Source organism: Nodosilinea nodulosa PCC 7104 (assembly GCF_000309385.1).
Lineage (GTDB): Bacteria > Cyanobacteriota > Cyanobacteriia > Phormidesmidales > Phormidesmidaceae > Nodosilinea > Nodosilinea nodulosa.
On sequence record NZ_JH976537.1, the window covers coordinates 2,959,677 to 2,979,397 of the forward strand.

The 19,721-nt window shown below is 57.9% G+C and carries 16 protein-coding genes; 10 read left to right on the plus strand and 6 right to left on the minus strand.

Features of this window, described 5'->3' with window-relative positions; genetic code table 11:
- Positions 1-510: 510 nt before the first annotated feature.
- Positions 511-1,371, plus strand: coding sequence for a pantothenate kinase (locus LEPTO7104_RS0113775; RefSeq protein WP_017299167.1), 861 nt, complete (start codon positions 511-513; stop codon positions 1,369-1,371).
- Between the two features lie 39 nt (positions 1,372-1,410).
- On the opposite strand, the gene LEPTO7104_RS0113780 is transcribed toward LEPTO7104_RS0113775, so the two are convergent.
- Positions 1,411-2,259 carry a M48 family metallopeptidase gene (locus LEPTO7104_RS0113780; protein ID WP_040696694.1) on the minus strand — a complete coding sequence of 283 codons (849 nt, stop codon included), beginning with the start codon at positions 2,257-2,259 and terminating at the stop codon, positions 1,411-1,413.
- 246 nt (positions 2,260-2,505) lie between these two features.
- Here LEPTO7104_RS0113780 and LEPTO7104_RS0113790 point away from each other — a divergent pair, with 246 nt between their 5' ends.
- Together LEPTO7104_RS0113790 and bioB are read left to right on the plus strand one after the other, a co-directional pair.
- Positions 2,506-3,042: a DUF4330 domain-containing protein gene (locus LEPTO7104_RS0113790; RefSeq protein WP_017299170.1), complete on the plus strand. Its 537-nt coding sequence runs from the start codon at positions 2,506-2,508 to the stop codon at positions 3,040-3,042.
- A 214-nt stretch (positions 3,043-3,256) separates the two neighbouring features.
- Positions 3,257-4,312, plus strand: a complete 1,056-nt coding sequence (bioB, locus tag LEPTO7104_RS0113795) for a biotin synthase BioB (RefSeq protein ID WP_026072689.1) — start codon at positions 3,257-3,259, stop codon at positions 4,310-4,312.
- Between the two features lie 33 nt (positions 4,313-4,345).
- Here the strand turns inward: bioB and LEPTO7104_RS0113800 are convergent, their stop codons facing one another.
- Positions 4,346-4,882 carry a TetR/AcrR family transcriptional regulator gene (locus LEPTO7104_RS0113800; protein WP_083887181.1) on the minus strand — a complete coding sequence of 179 codons (537 nt, stop codon included), beginning with the start codon at positions 4,880-4,882 and terminating at the stop codon, positions 4,346-4,348.
- A 635-nt stretch (positions 4,883-5,517) separates the two neighbouring features.
- Between LEPTO7104_RS0113800 and LEPTO7104_RS40120 the strand changes: the two genes are divergently transcribed.
- Complete coding sequence (locus LEPTO7104_RS40120) at positions 5,518-5,679, plus strand: hypothetical protein (RefSeq protein WP_017299173.1); 162 nt, start codon at positions 5,518-5,520, stop codon at positions 5,677-5,679.
- 100 nt (positions 5,680-5,779) lie between these two features.
- Complete coding sequence (locus LEPTO7104_RS33810; protein WP_017299174.1) at positions 5,780-8,248, plus strand: serine/threonine-protein kinase; 2,469 nt, start codon at positions 5,780-5,782, stop codon at positions 8,246-8,248.
- Here the strand turns inward: LEPTO7104_RS33810 and LEPTO7104_RS0113815 are convergent.
- Both LEPTO7104_RS0113815 and LEPTO7104_RS0113820 read right to left on the minus strand, forming a co-directional pair.
- Positions 8,245-9,723, minus strand: coding sequence for a M16 family metallopeptidase (locus tag LEPTO7104_RS0113815; protein ID WP_026072691.1), 1,479 nt, complete (start codon positions 9,721-9,723; stop codon positions 8,245-8,247). The genes LEPTO7104_RS33810 and LEPTO7104_RS0113815 overlap by 4 nt on opposite strands.
- A gap of 129 nt (positions 9,724-9,852) precedes the next feature.
- Positions 9,853-11,439 (minus strand): M16 family metallopeptidase, encoded by a 1,587-nt coding sequence (locus LEPTO7104_RS0113820; protein ID WP_051158499.1) that lies wholly within the window; start codon positions 11,437-11,439, stop codon positions 9,853-9,855.
- Positions 11,440-11,762: 323 nt separating this feature from the next.
- Between LEPTO7104_RS0113820 and LEPTO7104_RS0113825 the strand changes: the two genes are divergently transcribed.
- From LEPTO7104_RS0113825 to LEPTO7104_RS0113835, 3 genes are all read left to right on the plus strand, one after another.
- On the plus strand, positions 11,763-12,563 hold the full coding sequence (locus LEPTO7104_RS0113825; protein WP_017299177.1) for an MlaE family lipid ABC transporter permease subunit: 801 nt from the start codon (positions 11,763-11,765) through the stop codon (positions 12,561-12,563).
- 130 nt (positions 12,564-12,693) lie between these two features.
- On the plus strand, positions 12,694-13,083 hold the full coding sequence (locus LEPTO7104_RS0113830) for a DUF3119 family protein (RefSeq protein ID WP_026072693.1): 390 nt from the start codon (positions 12,694-12,696) through the stop codon (positions 13,081-13,083).
- 72 nt (positions 13,084-13,155) lie between these two features.
- On the plus strand, positions 13,156-14,283 hold the full coding sequence (locus LEPTO7104_RS0113835) for a DUF3086 domain-containing protein (RefSeq protein ID WP_017299179.1): 1,128 nt from the start codon (positions 13,156-13,158) through the stop codon (positions 14,281-14,283).
- Between the two features lie 52 nt (positions 14,284-14,335).
- On the opposite strand, the gene LEPTO7104_RS0113840 is transcribed toward LEPTO7104_RS0113835, so the two are convergent.
- The gene (locus LEPTO7104_RS0113840; protein WP_017299180.1) at positions 14,336-15,697 is read right to left on the minus strand and encodes a UDP-N-acetylmuramoyl-tripeptide--D-alanyl-D-alanine ligase; all 1,362 of its coding nucleotides are present in this window, start codon (positions 15,695-15,697) and stop codon (positions 14,336-14,338) included.
- Positions 15,698-16,302: 605 nt separating this feature from the next.
- On the opposite strand from LEPTO7104_RS0113840, the gene LEPTO7104_RS0113850 reads away from it, so the two are divergent.
- The gene (locus LEPTO7104_RS0113850) at positions 16,303-17,598 is read left to right on the plus strand and encodes a hypothetical protein (protein WP_017299182.1); all 1,296 of its coding nucleotides are present in this window, start codon (positions 16,303-16,305) and stop codon (positions 17,596-17,598) included.
- Between the two features lie 94 nt (positions 17,599-17,692).
- Entirely contained in the window at positions 17,693-18,784 is a 1,092-nt protein-coding gene (locus tag LEPTO7104_RS33815) for a hypothetical protein (protein WP_017299183.1), read from the plus strand.
- Between the two features lie 56 nt (positions 18,785-18,840).
- Here the strand turns inward: LEPTO7104_RS33815 and LEPTO7104_RS0113860 are convergent, their stop codons facing one another.
- A complete protein-coding gene (locus LEPTO7104_RS0113860; protein ID WP_017299184.1) occupies positions 18,841-19,275 on the minus strand; it encodes a hypothetical protein in 435 nt (144 codons plus the stop codon).
- Positions 19,276-19,721 lie beyond the last annotated feature (446 nt).

The window sequence follows — 19,721 nt, forward strand, 5'->3', positions numbered from 1 at the left end:
TAACGATAGGTCAATGGCCTTCTCACCTCCCGCCTACTGTGATAATTTGGATATATCGAAAACAACTGAATAACCCGCAAGCCCAATTCGGTTTTATCGCCCTGTAGAGCTTGCAAGTAAGCTGAAAAAACCCAAAATCGCTGTTTACAACCCTCTTAGAGGTAGTCATTATTTGGCTTAACCTATCCTAATTGTCGGCCAGACAACGGGTTGTGGTAGCAAGTGTAGTTTAGCGAGCTTTGTGATTCCGCTAACTTTTCCTTCATTCTAGAGGTGTTTAACTCGGTTAAGCAACCTATTCCAGCCACGGCAATCCCGAGTTTGTCTGGCGTATATCACAAAAGTTTTAACGGAGAGTGGCCACGATGGTCACTCTTCAGTTGTTTAAAGGGTTATTTCTAACGTCCGGCGCCCTAGACTATTCTGGAGATAAGAATTCGCTGGCAAAACGCCCCGGCTTAAAAGATTTTTCTTGGAACAGCTTTTTGTTTAGCTATTAATAGTTGAGCTATGGACACAGGTCAACGCGCTGTGTGGCTGGCCTTGATTATGGGCAACAGCCGCTGGCACTGGGGTGCTTTTGAGGCGAATGGGCAGGGCCAGGTTTCCTCGAGCGATCGCTGGCTGGGCAGCTGGCATACGGCACACCTATCTCAGACTCAGGTTCAAATGCTGCAACGGCGTCACTTTGCCCCTAGCGCCTGGCAGCAGATCGACAGTTCGGTAACCCTACCGCCTGCTTTAGCGGATGGCGGCATACCTTGGGCTGGGCCGCCGCCTGAACTGTGGCTGGCTTCAGTGGTAGACGCTCCCCTCGATTGGCTGGCCCATTACCCGGCGCTGCATCAGGTCACCACCGCCGAGGTGCCGCTGCAAAATACCTACCCAACCCTCGGCGTCGATCGCGCCCTGGCCCTGGCGGGGGCTGGAGAAGTCTGGGGGTGGCCAACCCTGGTGATTGACTGCGGCACTGCCCTGACTTTTACCGCTGGGGCAGACCAACGCCTGATCGGGGGTGCTATTTTGCCGGGGCTGCGATCGCAGCTCTTAGCCCTCCACGCCCACACCGATCGGCTGCCCGCGCTGGATCTCAATTTAGACCAGTGGCCCCAGCGCTGGGCGACCGATACGGCAGCGGCGATCGCCAGCGGTATTCTACATACGCAGCTGGCGGGCATTCGCGACTTTATCAGCGCTTGGGAGGCCGACTGGGCCGATGGCTCGATCGGGCTGACCGGAGGGGACAGCCGCACGGTCCACCAGCTGCTGGCCCAGCAAACCCCGGCCCTGGCCCAGCGGGTCAAGGTAGATCCAGACCTGGGCTTTTGGGGCCTGAGAATTTGCCGCCGGAGGAGTCTGAAGAGGCGATAGCCCTTTAGTTTTGCGCCCTATTTCCAGAGTTTTCTAGTTCTAGAGTCCTCTAATATGGTTCTTGTAGGCATTGGCATCGGTGCCGACGCCGTTGTTGGGATACAGCCCCTCGCTGTTCATGCGCTGTAGATTGCTGACCCGGTTGCCGGGGTTGGGGTGCGTGCTGAGAAACTCGGCGGTGGACCCCCCCTCCAGCTTTTGCATGAAGGTGATAAATCCCCTGGGGTCGTAGCCCGCCCGCCCCAGCGTATTGAACCCACGGCGATCGGCGTCATACTCGGCTTCGCGGCTATTGGGCAACTGCAGGGCCAGCTGCACGCCCAAATTGACCAGCGTATCCTGGCTGACCTCTAAGGCTCCGGCCACCCCGCTGGCCAACGCCGTCTGCCGCATTTGATTGATGGCGTGGCGACCGCCAATGTGGCCAATTTCGTGGGCCATAACCCCTGCTAGTTCGGCTTCGTTAGACGCCGCCTTAATTAAGCCTGACTGAATGTAGACATAGCCACCTGCGGTCGCAAAGGCGTTGATGCTGTCATCCTCTACGACCTGGAAGGTGTAGGGTATGTTGGGGCGATCGCTGTTGGCCGCCAGCCGCTGACCAACCTCATTGATATAGGCATTGATGGATGAGTTGCGGTTGTAAACCTTTACGCCCTGGGCCTTGAGCTGCTGGTCGATCTGGCTGCCCAGGTTGACTTCATCCTGGTCAGATAGATTGCCCAACTGCACATAGCGAATGCCCTGAAAAATCAGGTCGAAAATGCCGGCCTGGGAGGGGGTGGGAGTCGCCAGGCCAATGGTGACGGCCATTACGGCGGCAAGCAGGCCGTACAGCCCGCGCCGCAGGAAGGAATTCTGCTTTAGCGAAGTGAGAGGAGAAAGCATAGAAGCGCCTCGCGTGCTGCTGAGGGTCATGACTACTTCCATCTTGCCCGGCCCAGCCCGGAGCCGCCACAGGAAGTGGCCAATAATAAATTTGGCTCTGCCTGCGCCGCCTGGGTTCTGCCCCTGCGCCCCTGGGCCTACCCCGATCCAAATGCCGCAAAGGAACCGGCCTGTGCTTCAATGGTATCGATCATTCCGCTCCTATAGAAACCCTCAATCCCTCCCTACGTCGAGGGCATTTCAGTCATGACCCTACTTGACTCCAAAGGTCGCCTGTTTGGCAAAGTCAGCATCTTAGATGTCGCGGCAGGCCTGATTATTTTAATGGTGCTGTTCGGTATTTTTCTGTATCCCGGTACGTCGGGGTCGGTGGCGCAGGTAGGGGCGACCACCAAACCGGTAGAAGTGGACGTCATGGTGCGGGGGCTGACCGCCTCCGACCCCGAGAAATTGTTTAATGCCATCAAGAATTCAGAAACCACCAACATCATTATTCGCAACCAGCCCTACGGCCAGGTCAAGGTGAAAGATGCGCGGCTGCTGCCCCGCAGTACGGCGGTGCCCCAGCCCGATGGCTCTGTCAAAGCCCTGCCCGATCCTCGCCCAGAGCTGGACTACACCATCGACATGCTGATTACGCTGGCCGACAATGCCCAAATGACCGACACCGGCCCGGTGTTTGGCAACACCAAGGTCAAAGTGGGTACCCCCATCGAACTCGATGGCGACCTCTACAACTTCAACACCAGCGCGGTCGATGTGCGGGTCTTAGAGGATAGCTAGCCAAAACCGTCCCGATCTTCCAGGTTTCTCAGGGGTTTCTGGCCGCACAGCCGAGACATTTCCCAGAGGCATTGCCAGGGGGCCGACAGCTGCTTGCAATAACTTCCCCAATTCCCCAGGGAGGATGCAGCCAGCTTTTGCAAGCCAACCCGCCTGGGGGATTTAATCTGAGACAATAGACCTTGCCCCGTTGGAACTCATTGACCTCACCGCTATGACCGCCATCTCTGCTCCATCCCGTGTCGATTGGCAAGCTCTGGCAGACCAGGCTCTAGCCGGTGAGGTTCTGAGCCGTGAGCAGGCCCAGGCTGTGCTCACGGCCCCCGATACCGACCTGCTCGATCAGCTGGCGGCGGCCTACCGGGTGCGGCGACACCACTGGGGTAACCGAGTGCGGCTGCATTTTTTGCTCAATGCCCAGAGCGGGCTGTGCCCAGAAGACTGCCACTACTGCTCTCAGTCGAAGCTCTCCACCGCTGAGATTGAGAAATATCCCTTCATGGCCCAGGAGAAAATTTTGGCCGCCGCCGAGCGGGCTAACAGCCTCAAGGCAGGTACCTTTTGCATGGTGATTTCGGGGCGATCGCCCTCCGATCGCGTCTTTGGCGACGTGCTGGAGGCCGTGCGCCAGGTCAAGGCCCGCTACCCGATGAAAATCTGCGCCTGCCTGGGCCTGCTCGACGAGGCCCAAACCCAGCAGCTGGCGGCGGCGGGGGTAGACCGGGTCAACCACAACCTCAACACGGGCGAAAACCACTACGGCGATATCTGCACCACCCACACCTTTGGCGATCGCCTGGCGACGATTGAGGCCGTGCAGTCTGCGGGCATGACCACCTGCTCCGGGGGCATTTTTGGCCTGGGTGAGTCGAACGACGACATTGTTGACATGGCCCTGACCCTGAGGCGGCTGGGGGTAACCAGCGTGCCGCTGAATTTTCTGATTCCCATTCCGGGGACCCCCTTCGAGGGACGCCAGGAGCTGAATCCACGCCGTTGCCTGCGTATTTTGTGCCTGTATCGACTGCTGCTGCCTGCCCAGGAAATTCGCATTGCCGGGGGGCGCGAGGTGCAGCTGCGGCAGCTCCAACCCCTGGGGCTGTATGCCGCCAACTCCATTTTTGTTGGCGACTACCTGACTACTCCGGGCCAGGCGGCCCAGGCCGACTACGCGATGATTCGCGACGCCGGGTTTGTGCTGGAAGGCCCCGACGGCAGCGAACTTGAACTGCCGGAGGTGCTGGCCAGCGAGCCGGTTCAGGCGGGGTAGAGGGGATATGGCCCAGGTGCTTGCCTGGGCGGCCTACGATCGCACCACCAAATCCACTAAACTGTCGACCAGGCGGCTGGGTTCCATGGGCATGATGGCTTCCCCGTGCATCATGCTTTGGGTCATGATGAAAAACACCATTGAACCCAGCACTATCCGCGCCGTGGCTTCTGGATCGGGCAGATCTAGCTCCGGGCAGTTTTTCAGGTAGTCGGTGAGGCGATCGGCGGCGGGCTTCGTCAGGTATTCTACGAAAGCCTGGGCCAGCTGCGGAAACCGCCCCGACTCCCCAGCCACCAAACGAACAAAATTTTGGTAATCTACGTCGTGCAGCTCGCTTTCGATAGCCTTGGTAACCAAGCGTCGAATCACCGCCTCGGGGCGGCCTTCCAGGTTGCCGTCCCCCATCACCTGCTGGCAGCGAGACTCGGCCACGTACTGAACCAATGCCCTAAACAGACCTTCTTTATCCTTGAAATAGTTATAAACCGTGGGCTTAGAAACACCAGCGGTGGCCGCTACCTTGTCCATGCTGGTGCCCGCATAGCCATTTTGCAGAAACTCTTGCATGGCTCCCTGCAAGATTTGCACGGCTTTGTCATTCAGCACTGACGGACTTTGGACCACGCGTTTCTACCTTCCTAACCTAACTGATTCATGTATAGCACCCAGCCGCTAGATGACAGCAGCCCAACGGCCTCAGTGCATGGGAAAGCACCGTCTATCCTTGGGTATCTCCCGGGCACTGAGGCAACAGAGTATAGCGCTATACCTTTATCTTAACGGGCCATTGATTAATTTTACCAAACCGTTTAGTATAGTGTCATTGCCTGACCCGCTGCGGGTTAACCCTGTTAACTCCAATGCTTCGGTTCTGGCAAACTCGTAGCGATCGCGCTGCGGCCTGCTATTCCCTGATTTGCCACCCACCGTGGGGAGATGCCAGCGGTCCTGAGCGGCGAAGCATTTCGTCGGTGACCTACCGTCTCCTGCGGCCTTTGGTCCTTGCCAGCGGAGATAGAGGTTAGGTGTCTGGTTTCTCCCAGGTCTCCATCCAACGGCTCTGGCCTGCTCTGAGCTGCCCGTGGGTCAAACCGTGCTCAAATCTGGCTTTCTTCCCGAATTGGCTGCCGGAAACGGTGAGTCTGACGCTGTATCTAATCAATCGAGACTTTAGCTACCGCCCTGTATCGAGGTGGAAATTCATGCAATCTAGCGTTTACCGCGACCTCAAGTGGAACCGTCTGCTGCTCACCCTGCTGGTAACGCTGGTCGTTGCCGACACCGTGCCCTGCCCGCAGCTGTCGCCAGGGCTGCTGCACTTCGTTGCCGTCCATGTGCAGGCGGCTGCCCGCGGCGGCCAGTAGGGGCTGCGATCGCATTCTGGAGCTAAGATTCCGTAAACCAACCCCTGGACAGGCCGTTTGGTGATTAAGCTAGGGGGTGCCCCCCCGCCGCGCCCTGTCCATGAATTCGTTTTCTAAAACCAAGACCGCCGCCCTTTCCACCAGCTATCTGGTCAAGGGCTGGGTGCAGCGGCAAATTAAGCGAGACTGGGTCAAGCTTTCGCTGGCGGGGCTGTGGCTAACCTTTGTAGCCGCCCACGTAGCCACCGACTCGCCCCTGGCGCAGCTCGTCGAGCGGCAGCTGCAAACGCTCTTTTTTGAGATGCGCGGCCCTGTGGCGGCTCCCAGCGATGTTGTCATTCTGGCCATGGATGACGATTCCTTTGGTCAAGCCGAGTTCTACCGCACCGATCCCGATCAGTACAGTTATCTGGCCCCTATTTCTACCAGTCCGTGGCAGCGTGAGGCCTATGCCATCGCCATTGAACGCGTCCTGGAGGCTGGGGCCAAGGCGGTGGCGCTCGATATTTTGATGTTCTCTGACAGCAGCCATGGCCCTGCCGATGACCAGGCCCTGGCCGATGTGCTGACCCGCTACGGCGATCGCGTGGTGCTGGCTACCTCCGTAGACGATGTCAACATCCGCCAGGGGCTCCTAGTAAAACCGACCCAGCCCCTCCCCAAGCTGCTCGATACCCCGGTTCACGTGGGCAATATCAATTTCCCCATCGAGCCCGATGGCCGTATTCACCGCCACGGGCGCGCATACCTGGATGGCCTGCTGGGCAGCCAGGCCGACCTTGACCCCGGCCAAATTGACAGTGAGGTTCAATCCACCCAGTCCTTTGCAGAGGCCACCCTCCAGGCGGCCGGAATCCCCCATGCGCCTTACCGGGGTGACTTTATCAACTTCTATGGACCTACCTACAGCTTTAACCACGTGCCCTTTTGGGAGGTGCTCGACCCCGACACCTGGGCGCACAACCTCGAAAACAAGACGTTCAAAGACAAAATTGTGCTGATTGGAGGTACCGCCAAATCTCTCCAAGACTTTCACCAGGCCCCGTTTTCGGAAACCTTGTTTTACCCCAAGACCATGGCCGGGGTTGAAATTTTGGCCACCGACATTGCCAACCTGCACAGCGGCAACAACCTGCGAATGGGCATACCCAACCCCTGGCTGCGGGGGCTGCTGGTCTTAGTGGGTGGTGGCGGGTTTGTGCTGCTGCTGCGGTGGTTTAACCGTCCCGTCTCTCGCCTGGGCTGGACGGCGGCGACGGCGGGGGGCTGGTTCTGGATGAGCTATGGAGCTTTTGTGGGGGCGGGGTTGCTGCTGCCCACTGCGGCACCGATCGCAGGACTCACCCTGCTGGGCAGCACCTACATCGTGGCAGACATTATCACAGAACAGCTGCGTAAAAAGCGTCTGCGCCAAACCCTGGAGCAGTACGTTACCTCCCCGATTGTGCAGGAGATCATCAGCCAGCAGGATGACCTGCAAGACCTGCTGAAGCTGAGGGAGGCGGAGGTGATCGGCCTGCTGCTGGCCAATCGCTACCGCATTGTGCGACTGCTGGGCTCGGGCGGCTTTGGCGAAACCTACGTAGCCGAAGATACCCAGCGCCCTGGATCGCCCGTCTGCGTGGTGAAGCAGCTGCGCATTATCAGCAATGATCCGAGGGCTCACCGCCTGGGCAGGCGGTTTTTCCAGGGCGAGGCCGAAACGCTAGAGAAATTGGGCCACCATGCCCAGATTCCGCGGTTGCTAGCCTACTTTGAAGCTCAAAACTCATTTTATCTGGTCGAAGAAATGATCGAGGGCCGCCTGCTCAAGGATGAGCTTGTCTCTCGCCGCCCGATGCCCCAGACCTACGCGCTCGATCTGCTGCTGGGGCTGCTGCCGGTGGTTGCCTTTGTGCACAACCAGGGGGTTATCCACCGCGATATTAAGCCCTCCAACATTATTCGGCGGCAGGCTGACGGGCTGCTGGTGCTAATCGACTTTGGGGCTGTGAAGCTGATTTCTAATAAGCTGGCGGATACGGGGGTAAACCTTACTTCCACTTCCACCATTGGTGTGGGAACCCAGGGCTACATGCCCAGTGAGCAGTCGGCGGGTTTACCCAAGTTTGGCAGCGATCTCTACGCGCTGGGGATTACCGCCATTGAGGCCCTGACCGGAATACCAGCCTACGCGCTGCGCCGCGATGTCAACGGAGAGTTGATCTGGCGCCATGAGGCGCCTCACCTCGACCCTGAGCTTGGCGATGTTGTCACCCGCCTGGTGCTCTATGACTTTACCGATCGCTACCAGCGAGCCGAAGAGGTGCTGGCCGATTTGAGCCGGATTGAGTCACGGGTGCGATCGCACCCGCCGCTCGAAGGTATTCGGGTCGTTAGCGGCGATGGGGCGATCGGTGTTCCCCCCTACGGCGTATGGGTTGACAGCATGGCTACCGACAACATGGACGACCCCGAGGCAGCCGAAGATTCCACCCGTATGCTGCCCGGTGACTGGTTTGCCACCGCCGGAGAAGTCTCCGCCAGCGATACTGACACCGACAGCTCCGAGTCCAATTCTGACCCCTAGGCCGGTGGGTCGGGAATGGTGATATCGATGGGCGTAACGGTGATGTTGGGAGCCAGAGAATCCAGACTGGGCTGAATTTCGGCTGGATTGCCGACCACCAAAACCACCATCTGCTCTGGATTGAGGTGAGCCTGGGCTGCTGTCTGAACCTGAGCTATGGTCGTCGCGCGCACCCGGTCTTGGAACTGAAAGACAAAGTCCTGGGGATAGTCGTAGTACTCGTAGCGGATCAGCCGCGCCAGGGTCTGGTCGGGGCTTTGGAAGTTGAAGACAAAGCTGTTGAGCACGGCATCCTGGGCCTGCGCCAGTTCTACCCCGGTAATGGGTGCGGAGCGGATGCGATCGATTTCGGCCATCGTTGACTTAATGAAGGGCACAGTGGCCTCAGATCGAGTTTGACCGCCGCCAATAAACAACCCCGGATGGTCGTAGCGAGGCGCCCAGTAGGCATAGACCAGGTAGGCGAGCCCCTGGCGCGATCGCACCTCATTGAACAGCCGCCCGCTAAAGCCGTTAAGCACCTCGTTCATGACCGATAGGGCGGCGTGGTCGGGATAGTCCAGCTGTCCGCCCAGGTGGCCCAGCTGAACATAGCTCTGGGTCAGCTGGGGTTGCGACACCATAAATACCCCGGCTCTGGCTTGCTCCACCGTCGGTAGCGTGGTGTCCAGGGCCGCTCCGGTGCCCTGCCAATCGCCAAAGTAATCGGCAATCCACTGCTTCATCTGAGCGCTGTCAAAATCGCCCACGATGCCCAAAATGGTTTTCTCCGGGCGAATAGAGGCCTGATAGAACCGCTCAATGTCGCCGTGGTCGATGGCCGCCAGGGTGGCGTACTCCATCGTGCGAGCGTAGGGGCTGTCGGCCCCGTACACCAGCTTGCGAAACTCCCGACCAGTGATGTCATCAGGATCGTCGTTGCGGCGGGCAATGCTGCCGCTGTACTGGCGCCTGAGCAAATCGATTTTGTCGTCCGCAAAAGCGGGCCGCTGCACCACATCGGCAAACAGAGCAAAGACCGCTGCGGTGTCTTCGCTCAGGGCGCTAAAGCTGGCGGTGCCGTCACTGGTATCAATGCTGGTTTCAATGGATGCAGCCCGCTGTTCCAGCGCCTGGTTGAGGTCATCGGCACCCAGGTTGGTGGTGCCCCCCAAGCGCATGGCCTCGCCGGTCAGGCTGGCCAGCCCTACCCTATCGGCGGGTTCAAACCTGGTGCCGGTGCGAAAGGTAGCGCTGCCGCTGACCAGGGGCAGCTCGTGGTCTTCGAGCAGGTAGACTACCAGGCCGTTGGGTAGGGCGTAGCGTTCATAGGCGGGGAGTTCAATATCTGGCAGGGGCGAAAACTCAAGCTCATCGAAGTGGCGCGGCGTCAGGGCGCTGGCCGATGGCTGCCAGGCCAGCAACAACCCGCCAAACAGCCCGATCAGGGCCAATAGCGGCATCATTCTCCGCCGCAGGCTTCGACGGTTACCCATAAACCAGCTGATCGAGTTCATCACTGTGCGTTCCAATTACCGTAGGTCTGAAAGGTGAGTAGTGCGGAGGTGTCTGTAGGAGCTGTTTATCTGCCAATCTGGCGAAACCATGGGGTTCTGGGCCCTCAGCTATTCAGCTGAGGGAGCCTGCACCAGCTTGCCCACGGTGCGATTCTCAGGGCGGAAGAGATCTTGGGCCACTCGCTGAATATCTGCCGCCGATACGGCCTCAATGGTTTTAAGGTTGTTAAAGATATTGCGCCAGTCGCCGGTTTTGGCCTGGTACTCGGCCAGAAGCGCGGCCATCCCGCTGTTAGAATTCAGGCTTTGCAGCAGCCCGGCGCGGGCCTGAGTTTTAACCCGAGCCAGCTCCTCGGGGCTGATAGTTTCCCGCTGGAGGCGCTGAAGCTCTTGGGCAAAGAGGGTGCCGATGTCTTCGGGGGTGTGGCCGGGGGCAGTGAGACCATAGATTAAAAAGATGTTCTCGTAGCGATTGCCCGGAAAGCCATTCAGGCTGCCAATATCTAAGGCAACGCCAGCGTCGTCAACCACGGTCTTATAAATTCTGGAGGTGCGCCCTCCCACCAGCAAGCTCTCAATCATGCCGTAAATAACGTGGTCAGGGTGGTTGAGGCTGGGGCGGTGGTACCCTTCCAGGTACCAGGGTTCTGTGGGCAGGGCTAGAGAAAACTCCTTGGGTGCGGTTTGAGGCGGCTCATTGACCGCGGGTTCAGGCGGCACTGCCCGAGCTGTGTAGCGGCTAAAGTAGACTTCAGCCAGCCGCTTTACTTCGGCGGGGTCAACATCACCTACCACCGCAGCGGTCAGGTTGGCAGGGCCGTAGTAGGTGTCGTAAAAGGTTTTAACGTCTTTGCGGGTGGCCGTAAAGAGGTCATCCTGGTAGCCAATCACCGGGCGACGGTAGGGGTGGCTGACAAAGGCCTCCTCCAAAAACCGCTCGATCATGGTGCCAATGGGCGAGTTGTCTACCCGCATGCGGCGTTCTTCGAGAATAACGTTCTTTTCCTCGTAAAACTCGCGAAAAACAGGGTCTAAAAACCGCTCCGACTCCAGCGACATCCACAGCTCTAGCTTGTTGGCGGGCAGACTGTAAAAGTAGCGGGTCTCATCGGCAGAGGTGGTGGCATTGAGGCCCACACCCCCCGCCTGTTGAACAATCTGGCCGTACTGGTTTTGCTCTACATAGCTGGCGGCTTCTTTTTCTAAATCCGCTAGCTTGGCCTGTAGTTCGGCTGTTTTGGCGGTGTCGTTCGCGGCCTGAGCCGCCAAGAGGTTGTCAAACACCCCATCGAGCTGAGTCAATACCGCCTTTTCTGCAGCAAAGTCTTTGGTGCCAATTCGGCTGGTGCCCTTAAAGGCCAAATGCTCTAGGTAGTGGGCGATGCCGGTTTTACCGTCGACTTCATCTACGGCACCCACATTGGCGTGGATCATAAACGACACCACCGGAGCCTGGTGTCGTTCCATTACGATAAACTTCATACCATTGTCGAGGGTAAACTCGGTCACGGCCTCGGCCACCCGGTCTAGATAGGGCTGGATGGTCTGAGCGGTTTGCAAAGGCTCGCGCGCTGCCGCCGGGGCCACGGGCCACCACAACCAAAGACTGACCAGGGCTACCAGACCTATTAGAGTCGGGCGTAGGCGACCTGACCTCGCCCGAGCACCGTGGACAACCGGCGGTTTTGCGTTCATAAGCTGCACTCAAACAGATTAGATCTAGACTCCGACCTTCAGGATAGTGGAGTCTTGTGGACAATGACCACTCAACTCCGAACTCCTCCAGACGCCCCCAAGGTGAGCTATAGACCGGCTAGGGGCAGTTGTCAAAGCCTCAAATCCTGGGTAGAGTTCCCATAGACCTGGGGCGGAGTGCGCGATCGCGCCTCTTACTCCCCACCATTTCTAGTGCAGGTTGGGGAATGTACCCAGGGGCAGGTCTGGCCCAGGCTGCTAGCCACCATCAACATCGGTATTGTTCAGTTCTGCATTGTTCAGTTCTACAGAGGGGTCAGGCTTTGACACAGGCGGCGGACGATAGCTCGAACCTGAGGCAGTGGGGTCGTCGGGCTCTAGCGGCCATTTTTCTGTCGGGTCAGGTGGTCATCCACCTGATTTCCCGGCCCATACACCGTCGCAACACCCTAGAGCAAATGGCGGCAGTGGGGCCAGAGTCGCTGCTGATTGCCCTGATTACGGCTTCCTTTGTGGGGATGGTATTCACCATTCAAGTAACGCGAGAATTTCTCAGCTTTGGGGCCGGAGCAGCCGTAGGCGGCGTGCTGGCCCTCACCCTGGCCCGAGAGCTAGGCCCAGTACTAACTGCCGTGATTATTGCTGGGCGGGTAGGATCCGCCTTTGCCGCTGAAATCGGCACCATGCGCGTCACCGAACAAATCGACGCCCTACAAATTCTCAAAACCGACCCCATCGACTATCTGGTCATTCCGAGGGTGATAGCCTGCGCCCTCATGCTGCCCCTGCTCAATGTGCTGTCGTTCATTACCGGCATGACTGGCGGACTGCTCATTGCCACTAACCAGTACGGCATTTCTTACTCAGTCTTTTTAGACTCCGCGAAGAATTTCCTGTCCATTTGGGATCTGGTCAGTTCTTTGATCAAGGCATTTTTCTTTGGTATTTTGATTGCTGTCATCGGCACCAGCTGGGGATTGACCACCACCGGTGGTGCCAAAGGCGTCGGGCAGTCCACCACTACCGCCGTAGTGACCGCACTCCTGGCCATTTTTATCAGCAACTTTTTTCTTTCGTGGCTCATGTTTCAGGGCACAGGCAGCGCGGTCATCAGCAACTTTTAGCCTGCGCTATTTGGGCCGTTTAGCATCGCCTTTGCCGCCCTGGTGGTGCTAGGCGCCAGAGAAGGTTCAGAGCAGCTCTGAGGGCCAGTTTACATATACTAAAAGATGTCCCTACCGCTGGTTGTAACTCGTGACCTCTACCTCAACGAAGGCCCCCATCGATTTACCCCCGAGCTACCGTATACCCTTAGCAGTCATGGGGTTAGCAGTCCCGCTGGCCTTTGTGCAGCTGTGGCTGGGTGGTTTAGTTGGTGCGTTCGGTCTGTTCTTGCTGGCGCAGAGCCTGACGCTCACCCTTCGCTTTACCGATAGCGCCTTAGATATATACCGTCGCACTACCCTAATCCGCCGCTTTCCCTACGCTGAATGGCAGCACTGGGAAATTTTTTGGCAACCGTTACCCGTGCTCTTTTACTTCCGCGAGGTCAACAGCATTCATTTCCTGCCCATCCTGTTTGACCCCAGCGAACTGCGAGCCTGCCTGGAAACCCACTGCGCCATGGATCAAGACTCAGAGTAGCGGTCTGGAGCGGTGCTGGGGCGAACCCGGCTCTCATCTGATAGGCTGACATCAGGGTCTATGGGAGCCAGTATGACCGCAGATGAGCTATCGAAATCGAACCTGGGGCCGGAGAGCGGCACCGGAAGCTATGGCAGCTCTGAGGTGAGTGCCAGTTCCCCTTCTGCCGACTCTAGCGGGCTTAAGTCAGACTGGAGCAGTCGTATTGATGCCCTGCGCCAGCAGGAAACCGACCTGAAGCGCGCCATTGTCGATCTGCAATCGACCTATAACCGCCTGACCCAGGACCAGTTTCAGAAAATTCAGGCTGATATTGGCCGTATGGTGCAGCAGGGTACCGTTGACCTAGAGCAGCGCAAACGCAGCCTGCAAAAGGAAATTGAAGCTCTTGAGCGCCGTCAGGAGCGGATTCAGACCGAAATGCGCACCACTTTTGCCGGGGCCTCCCAAGACTTAGCGGTACGGGTGCAGGGGTTTAAAGACTATTTGGTGGGTAGCCTGCAAGATCTGGCGGTGGCGGCAGAGCAGCTCGACCTAGCTTCGGCTTCGCGCTCTAGGGCGGTGCCCGAAGGTGAGGAAGGCGGCAACGCACCAAATCGCCCCTCACCTCGTCGGGCTGTTGCCGACTCTGCCCCTGCCCAGCCCGCCTTTGCCTCTAACGCCTTTCAAGATCAAACAGAGCGCGTCCGCAGCCTGCTCGATCAGTACCGTATGCGACCCGACTACTATGGTCCTCTGTGGCAGCTGCGCCGGACGTTTGAGCCGATTCACGCCGAACGGGTTTCAAACTGGTTTTTTGCCCAGGGCGGGCGGGGGGCGGTAAAGAGCATGGGCAGCCGTCTACAAAATGTGCTGGTGGCCTCAGCGGCACTATCTGTCTTGTATGCCCTCTACGGCAACCGTCTGCGCACCCTGGTGCTCTCCAACAGCCCGGAGCGCTTGGGAGAGTGGCGACGGGGTCTGCAAGACTGTCTGGGCATCTCTCGGGCTGATTTTGGCACGGGGCAGGGGGTAATGCTGTTCGATGCGCCTGAACCCCTGGCTCAGCGGGCCGATCGCATTACTGCCGACAGCGGCCTGCCTTTTATTGTGGTAGATGAGGCCGAGTCAGTTATCAGCCTGGCGCTGCTTCAGTTTCCGCTGTGGTTAGCGTTTGCCCCCGACCCCATGAATCCGGCAGCTGAGTATGACTACTACTAGCCCTTCCTAAGCCGCTGGATGCTTAGCAGAGGGCGAGCTGACGCCAGGGAGACTACTGAGCCAGCGGACCTAGGCAGGCCGCTAGCCTGTCGACCACCTGGTCTAGAGCAACCGATCGCGATGCTTTGAGCAAGACGCGATCGCCCGGCTGTAGCACTTTTAGCAGATAGTTCGCCAGGCTGTTGTGGTCGCTAAAGGCAACGGTCTCAACGCCTTTAGCGCCTTCAGCTAAAGCCACCGCCTCTGGGGAATCGGCCAACGTCAGTAGGCTATCTAGACCTAACTGGCTGACCACTTGGCCCACCTGGCGGTGCAAAGCCACAGATTGCTCCCCCAGTTCTTTCATGGTGCCCAGGACGGCAATGCGGCGCTGACCTGGGGTCTCGGCCAGCAGGTGGAGGGCAGCGGTCATCGACTCTACCCCGGCATTGTAGGTTTCATCGAGCAGCACAATGTCGTTGGGCAGCGCCATCTGGCGGGCGCGCCCGCCGGGCAGATCTACGTGCAGGCCGGCGCTGAGCACCCGCCAGTTGAGGTCGAGGGCCTGCATAACGGCGATCGCGGCCAGCAAGTTCAGCGCGTTGTGGCGACCGGCAAGCGGCAGGGGCAGCCTGACCCCCTGCACCTCTAAGGTTTCACCGTTGAGGAGGTGGCCCTGCACCTCGCCGCCCTCCAGCCCAAAGGTAATGGTGCGCCCGGCCCAAACTGTCTTAGCGGTAGCCATCAGCCGGGCGTTGTCGTAGTTAAGAACGGCGATGCCGTGATTCGGCAGCTCCGCCAAGAGCTCACACTTGGCGTTGGCAATGGCCTGCTCAGAACCCAAACGGCCGATGTGGGCAGTTCCCACATTGGTAATGACGGCGATATCGGGGACCGCAATGCGGGCCAGTCGAGCGATTTCTCCTGGCCCTCGCATACCCATTTCAACCACGCCAAAGTCATGTTCAGGCCGAAGCTGAAGCAGGGTTTTAGGAACGCCGATATCGTTGTTGTAGTTTGCCTGGGTTTTGTGCACCCGCCCCTGGGTGCTCAGCGCGGCGGCAATTAGCTCTTTGGTTGTAGTTTTGCCCACCGATCCGGTAATGGCGACAATGCTAGCGGGCTGCTGGGTGCGCCACCAGTGGCCCAGGTCCTGGTAGGCCGTCAGGGTATTGGCGACAGGCAGGCAGGGCAGATGCGGCAGGTGCTTGCCCCGCTCTACCACGGCGGCGATCGCTCCGTTCGCGATCGCCTGCTCCACAAACCTGTGGCCGTCGAATCGATCGCCTACAAGAGCTATGAATAGGGCGTTTTCACGGAGATCGCGTGTATCCGTAGTAATATTTAATACTTGCTTTTCCTGAAGTGAGAGCGGCACATTATCCAGCGGGGCCTGTATAGCCGCCGCCAGGGCCGCCAGGGATGAAAAACCCATAGCCTTAATTTAGTATGCTGTAGCGGACATTGCACTACATCAGCTTTTTACCAAAGCTTTTCTACAAAGCAACCTTGATTGTAAGGGAATTTTGGCTGAAGGACACCGAAAGAACTTCCCAAAATGCGGGTATTCTAAGCCTCACACTCCCCTCCATGAAGCCATCTAAGGGCCTGCTAGCGGTGATGATGGCCCTCGACCCTCTTCCCAACGCGACCGCCTCAGTCTAAGGTCTGGAGTGCAGCATTGATGGAGCAAAGCAACTATCTCTGGATCAGGAAAGGTGGCGTTGGAGTTTACGGTTACCTTATGGTTTGGTAATAAACTTTACTGGAATTTCGTTAACGCTACCGACATAATCTCAGAAACTAGAAGATTCACGCAGTAATCTGAAGGTACGCGAGCGGTATTCCAGTGTAAAAACTGACGCGAAGAGGCTTGTATACGGCTTTTAATGAAGCCTAGGGACTATTACTGCCATCTGAACTGTGCATCTTCCAGGTTCGTATTCTAACTGCTGGTTATATTCCAAAGTTTTTCCCATCTCAGCCTGTGGGGGCTTATACGCACAACCCCACCTGTGATGGGGCAAGGGCGGTGAATCCGTGAAGACAAAAGCGACCTATAACAATCGAATTACGACCGCCGACGAGCAGCGCATATACAGCCATCTGCTCGCCTGCGTAAGCGTGGAATCTCCCGATGCCATGATTGCTCGGTTCCAGGCGCTGTTTTTGGACGGGTTTGGCTATCCCGATCGCGATGTTGTTGCAGCCCTCGATCGCCTGCTGGCCGGACAAGATGTCGAAGACTATTTTCGCTTCATCCTCAATCGCTGCTGCCATATCCTGATCAATCGCTGGCAAACGAATACCCAGCTTCAGCCCGCCATTCCTATTCTGATTGAGCTGCTGGAGTCTGTCCCGACTGGCCGGGTGCCAGAGCTGTCGCGATCGCGGTCGGTTCGCCGTCTGCGCCAGGTCACCGAGAGCTTTCGGGACACTGAGCAGTACTGGGCGCTCAAGCGTTTGGCCAACATCATTGAGGCTCGCCACTCCGCGCTGCCCCGCAACCGCCAGGCCGAAGCAGTACCCCTGGGGTCATTGATTAACCGCTACCCCTACCTGTACGAGCACTGCCTGGTGACCGAAGACAGCGATCTACAGCACCAGCAGTATGTTCGCAGTATGCAGCTCGAGGCCCAGCACAAGTTTGAGGTCGACCTGACCCACTATGTTACCTATCGGGTGCGCCAGGGACGGCTGCATCGCCAGGGGCAGGCAGATTTTGTCGATAAGCTGCGGGTAGTGCCGAACCCCACCCTGCTGAACGATCAAGACCTGGCATCGTCGCTCAAGCAGTTTTCCCGCCGCCGCGACCACGGCCAAAGCTACCGCGATGGGGCTCAGCGCTTTTTGCTGACCCACGACCAGGGGGCTTCATTTCGGCAGTTTAAGGAAGACCTGTTCGACTACATCATCACCGATGTCAATGCTGGCTACAGCCAGCGGCAGTTCAAATCGATGCTGCAAGACCATCTGCTATCTACCTTTACCGATAGTGACAGCAGGCCCGTCGATGACTTCCTGCGGGTGCGGACCTGCAGCAATTTGTTTAACTTCTTGGTGGTTGATCCGTCCGCTGGCCGTCAGCACTACGTATTTCTCGATCTGATCAACAACCTAGGGCCTGTGCACACTACAGGCTTGCTGCTGAGAATTTTGCTGATTTGTCAAAAGGTTAGGCCCTTTCTAGAGCGGCGCTTCTCCATTTTGTTCAACCATTACGAAACGGCCTCCAGCGACACGGTGGCCTGGTTAGTCAATATGTTTGAAAACATCAACATCGCCCTCAGCCTGAACTTTGGCACTGTTGACCTTTCTCACACCAAAGCTCGCTAACCCACAGCCGCTAACCCATAGCCGCCAATCCATGGCTCGCTGATCAGGGGCGAATGCTAAAGTCGTACCACGCTAGCTCTCCGTCACATCTAACATGTACGACCTTGTTTCTGCCGCCCTGGGTGCTCAGCAGCTGACCCAGGCCGCCCAGCTGATTAAGCAGTGGCAGCAAAAGACGCCCCAAGACCCGTGGCTCAAGCTGGCAATGGGGCAGTATTGGGAGGCCAAAGATGAGCTAGAAAAAGCCCAGGTTACCTATACCCGGCTGCTGCAAACCACAGCTAACACTAAGGTGCTGATCAATGCGCGGGAGGGAGTCCAGCGGGTGCGCGATCGCCTGGCCCGCCGTCGAGAGCACGAACTCAGTGCGGCGAAGCAGCAGCCGGGTGCGGCGAGTATGGCGGTGCTGGCTCTGGAACCGGTGACGGGCGATCGCAGAGAGCCTGCGGCCCAGGGTCTAGCCCGGATTATGCAGGTCGATGCCTATACCGCCAGAACTCGGTTGCCGAGCAAAACCTGGCGCTTGCTGCGAACAGGGCCAGCGGGGGAGTTGCAGTACTTCTGCGAACAGCTAAGAGCCGAAGATATCCCTGCCCACTGGGCTACGATAGATCAACTCAGGGGGCTGTCTATCTTTCGGGTGCAGGCTATTCAGGCCATAGAACCCCAGCTCACGGTGATGTGCCAAAGCAGTACTGGTCAGCGGGGCACCATTCAGCTGGCCTGGGGCGACATTACCCAGTGGGTGGTGGGGCAGCTGCCTATCTACGAATCGGTGGTTGATTTAGACGCGCGGGGCAAACTTAGGCGCAAAGACGCTACCCAAGACTACAGCGAGGTGATTGACTGGCACCTGCATGGGCGGGGATGCTTGCTGCGGCTGTGCGATCGCACCTATCGATACCGCGATGCCGTTCCCCTACCGCCCGCCGACGGGTTTCCCTCACCGCTGATTGCCGCTGCCGCCTGGAAGGCTATGAAGGCCTATTTTGCAGACCATATTTTGACAGCTCCCGTCACCGATTTCAGCGGCTTTGGGGAGAGCGCCCTTGATTTTATTGATTTGCTGCCCCATTTTGATGCCCATGTGGACTTGGGGCGATCGCTTCCCTCGCCCTGGGATGGAGCTTTTCACCTTTACAGTAGCCTGAGATTTCTATCAAAGGCCAACAAAGACAGGGCTTAAGGCCAAGCCCTAAACCCTGCAATCTGCCGCTGTTGGTTAAAAGTCTGGAACCGCGCCTACCGCGCTTTCACTTGTTTAGCCATATCCATAAACGGAGACAGGCTAGGGCCAGGGCGACGACGGCGGGGCTGACTGGTACCCACAGTGGTCAGGTAGTTGGAGGCAAAAGCCGTGGCCACAGGCTCAGCCGGGGCTGCGGGTACAGGAGCAGGAGCCGCTTTAGCTGGAGTTTTAGGCTCTTTAGGCTCAGCTTTAGCTTTTTTAGCCGAAGCTTTGGCCTCTGCTTTAGCTGGGGCAGCAGCCTCAGGCTCAGCCTGGGCCTCGACAGGGGCTGCGGCTGGAGCGGTGGTAGGTTCGCTATCGCTGTCAGACTCGTCTGCCTCTAGAAAAAACTCGGACTTTTTGCCCAGACCGACCAGGCCACCAACGGTTTTGAAGATGCCGCCAATTAGCCCAAAGATTGCCCCAAAAATAGACTTGATTAAACCCATGGGTATGTCCTTGATTTATCTGCGTTTCTGAATTGATTATCAAGTTCCGTTACGTCCTATCACAAGGTTGAGGTGCAACTAGAGACAAAAGTTAACATCGGCCCTCAGAATTTTTGATTCAACACTCGAGCTTTGGATTGACGGTTTGCACGTGAGTTAGGCCAGGGTCTTGTTACCCCCATGGATTAAAGATTGGGCTAATCCCCCAATCCGATCGCCCTCTTGCTGCCCCCAAAGGCCGCGATCGCATTCTAGACAGGCTCTAGCCGCATTCTTGCTGAGGCCCGCCAACTAGTCGGCAATGGCGTCCCAGCATGGGACGCACTCTGCTTCGGTTCACAGCCACAGCAGCTAGCCACCGAGGATATAGGACGCAGGATGAGGAATCCTGCATTTGAGCACGGTGAATGGGCATCCAGCCCCGACGCAAATGGCGGCCCTAAGCG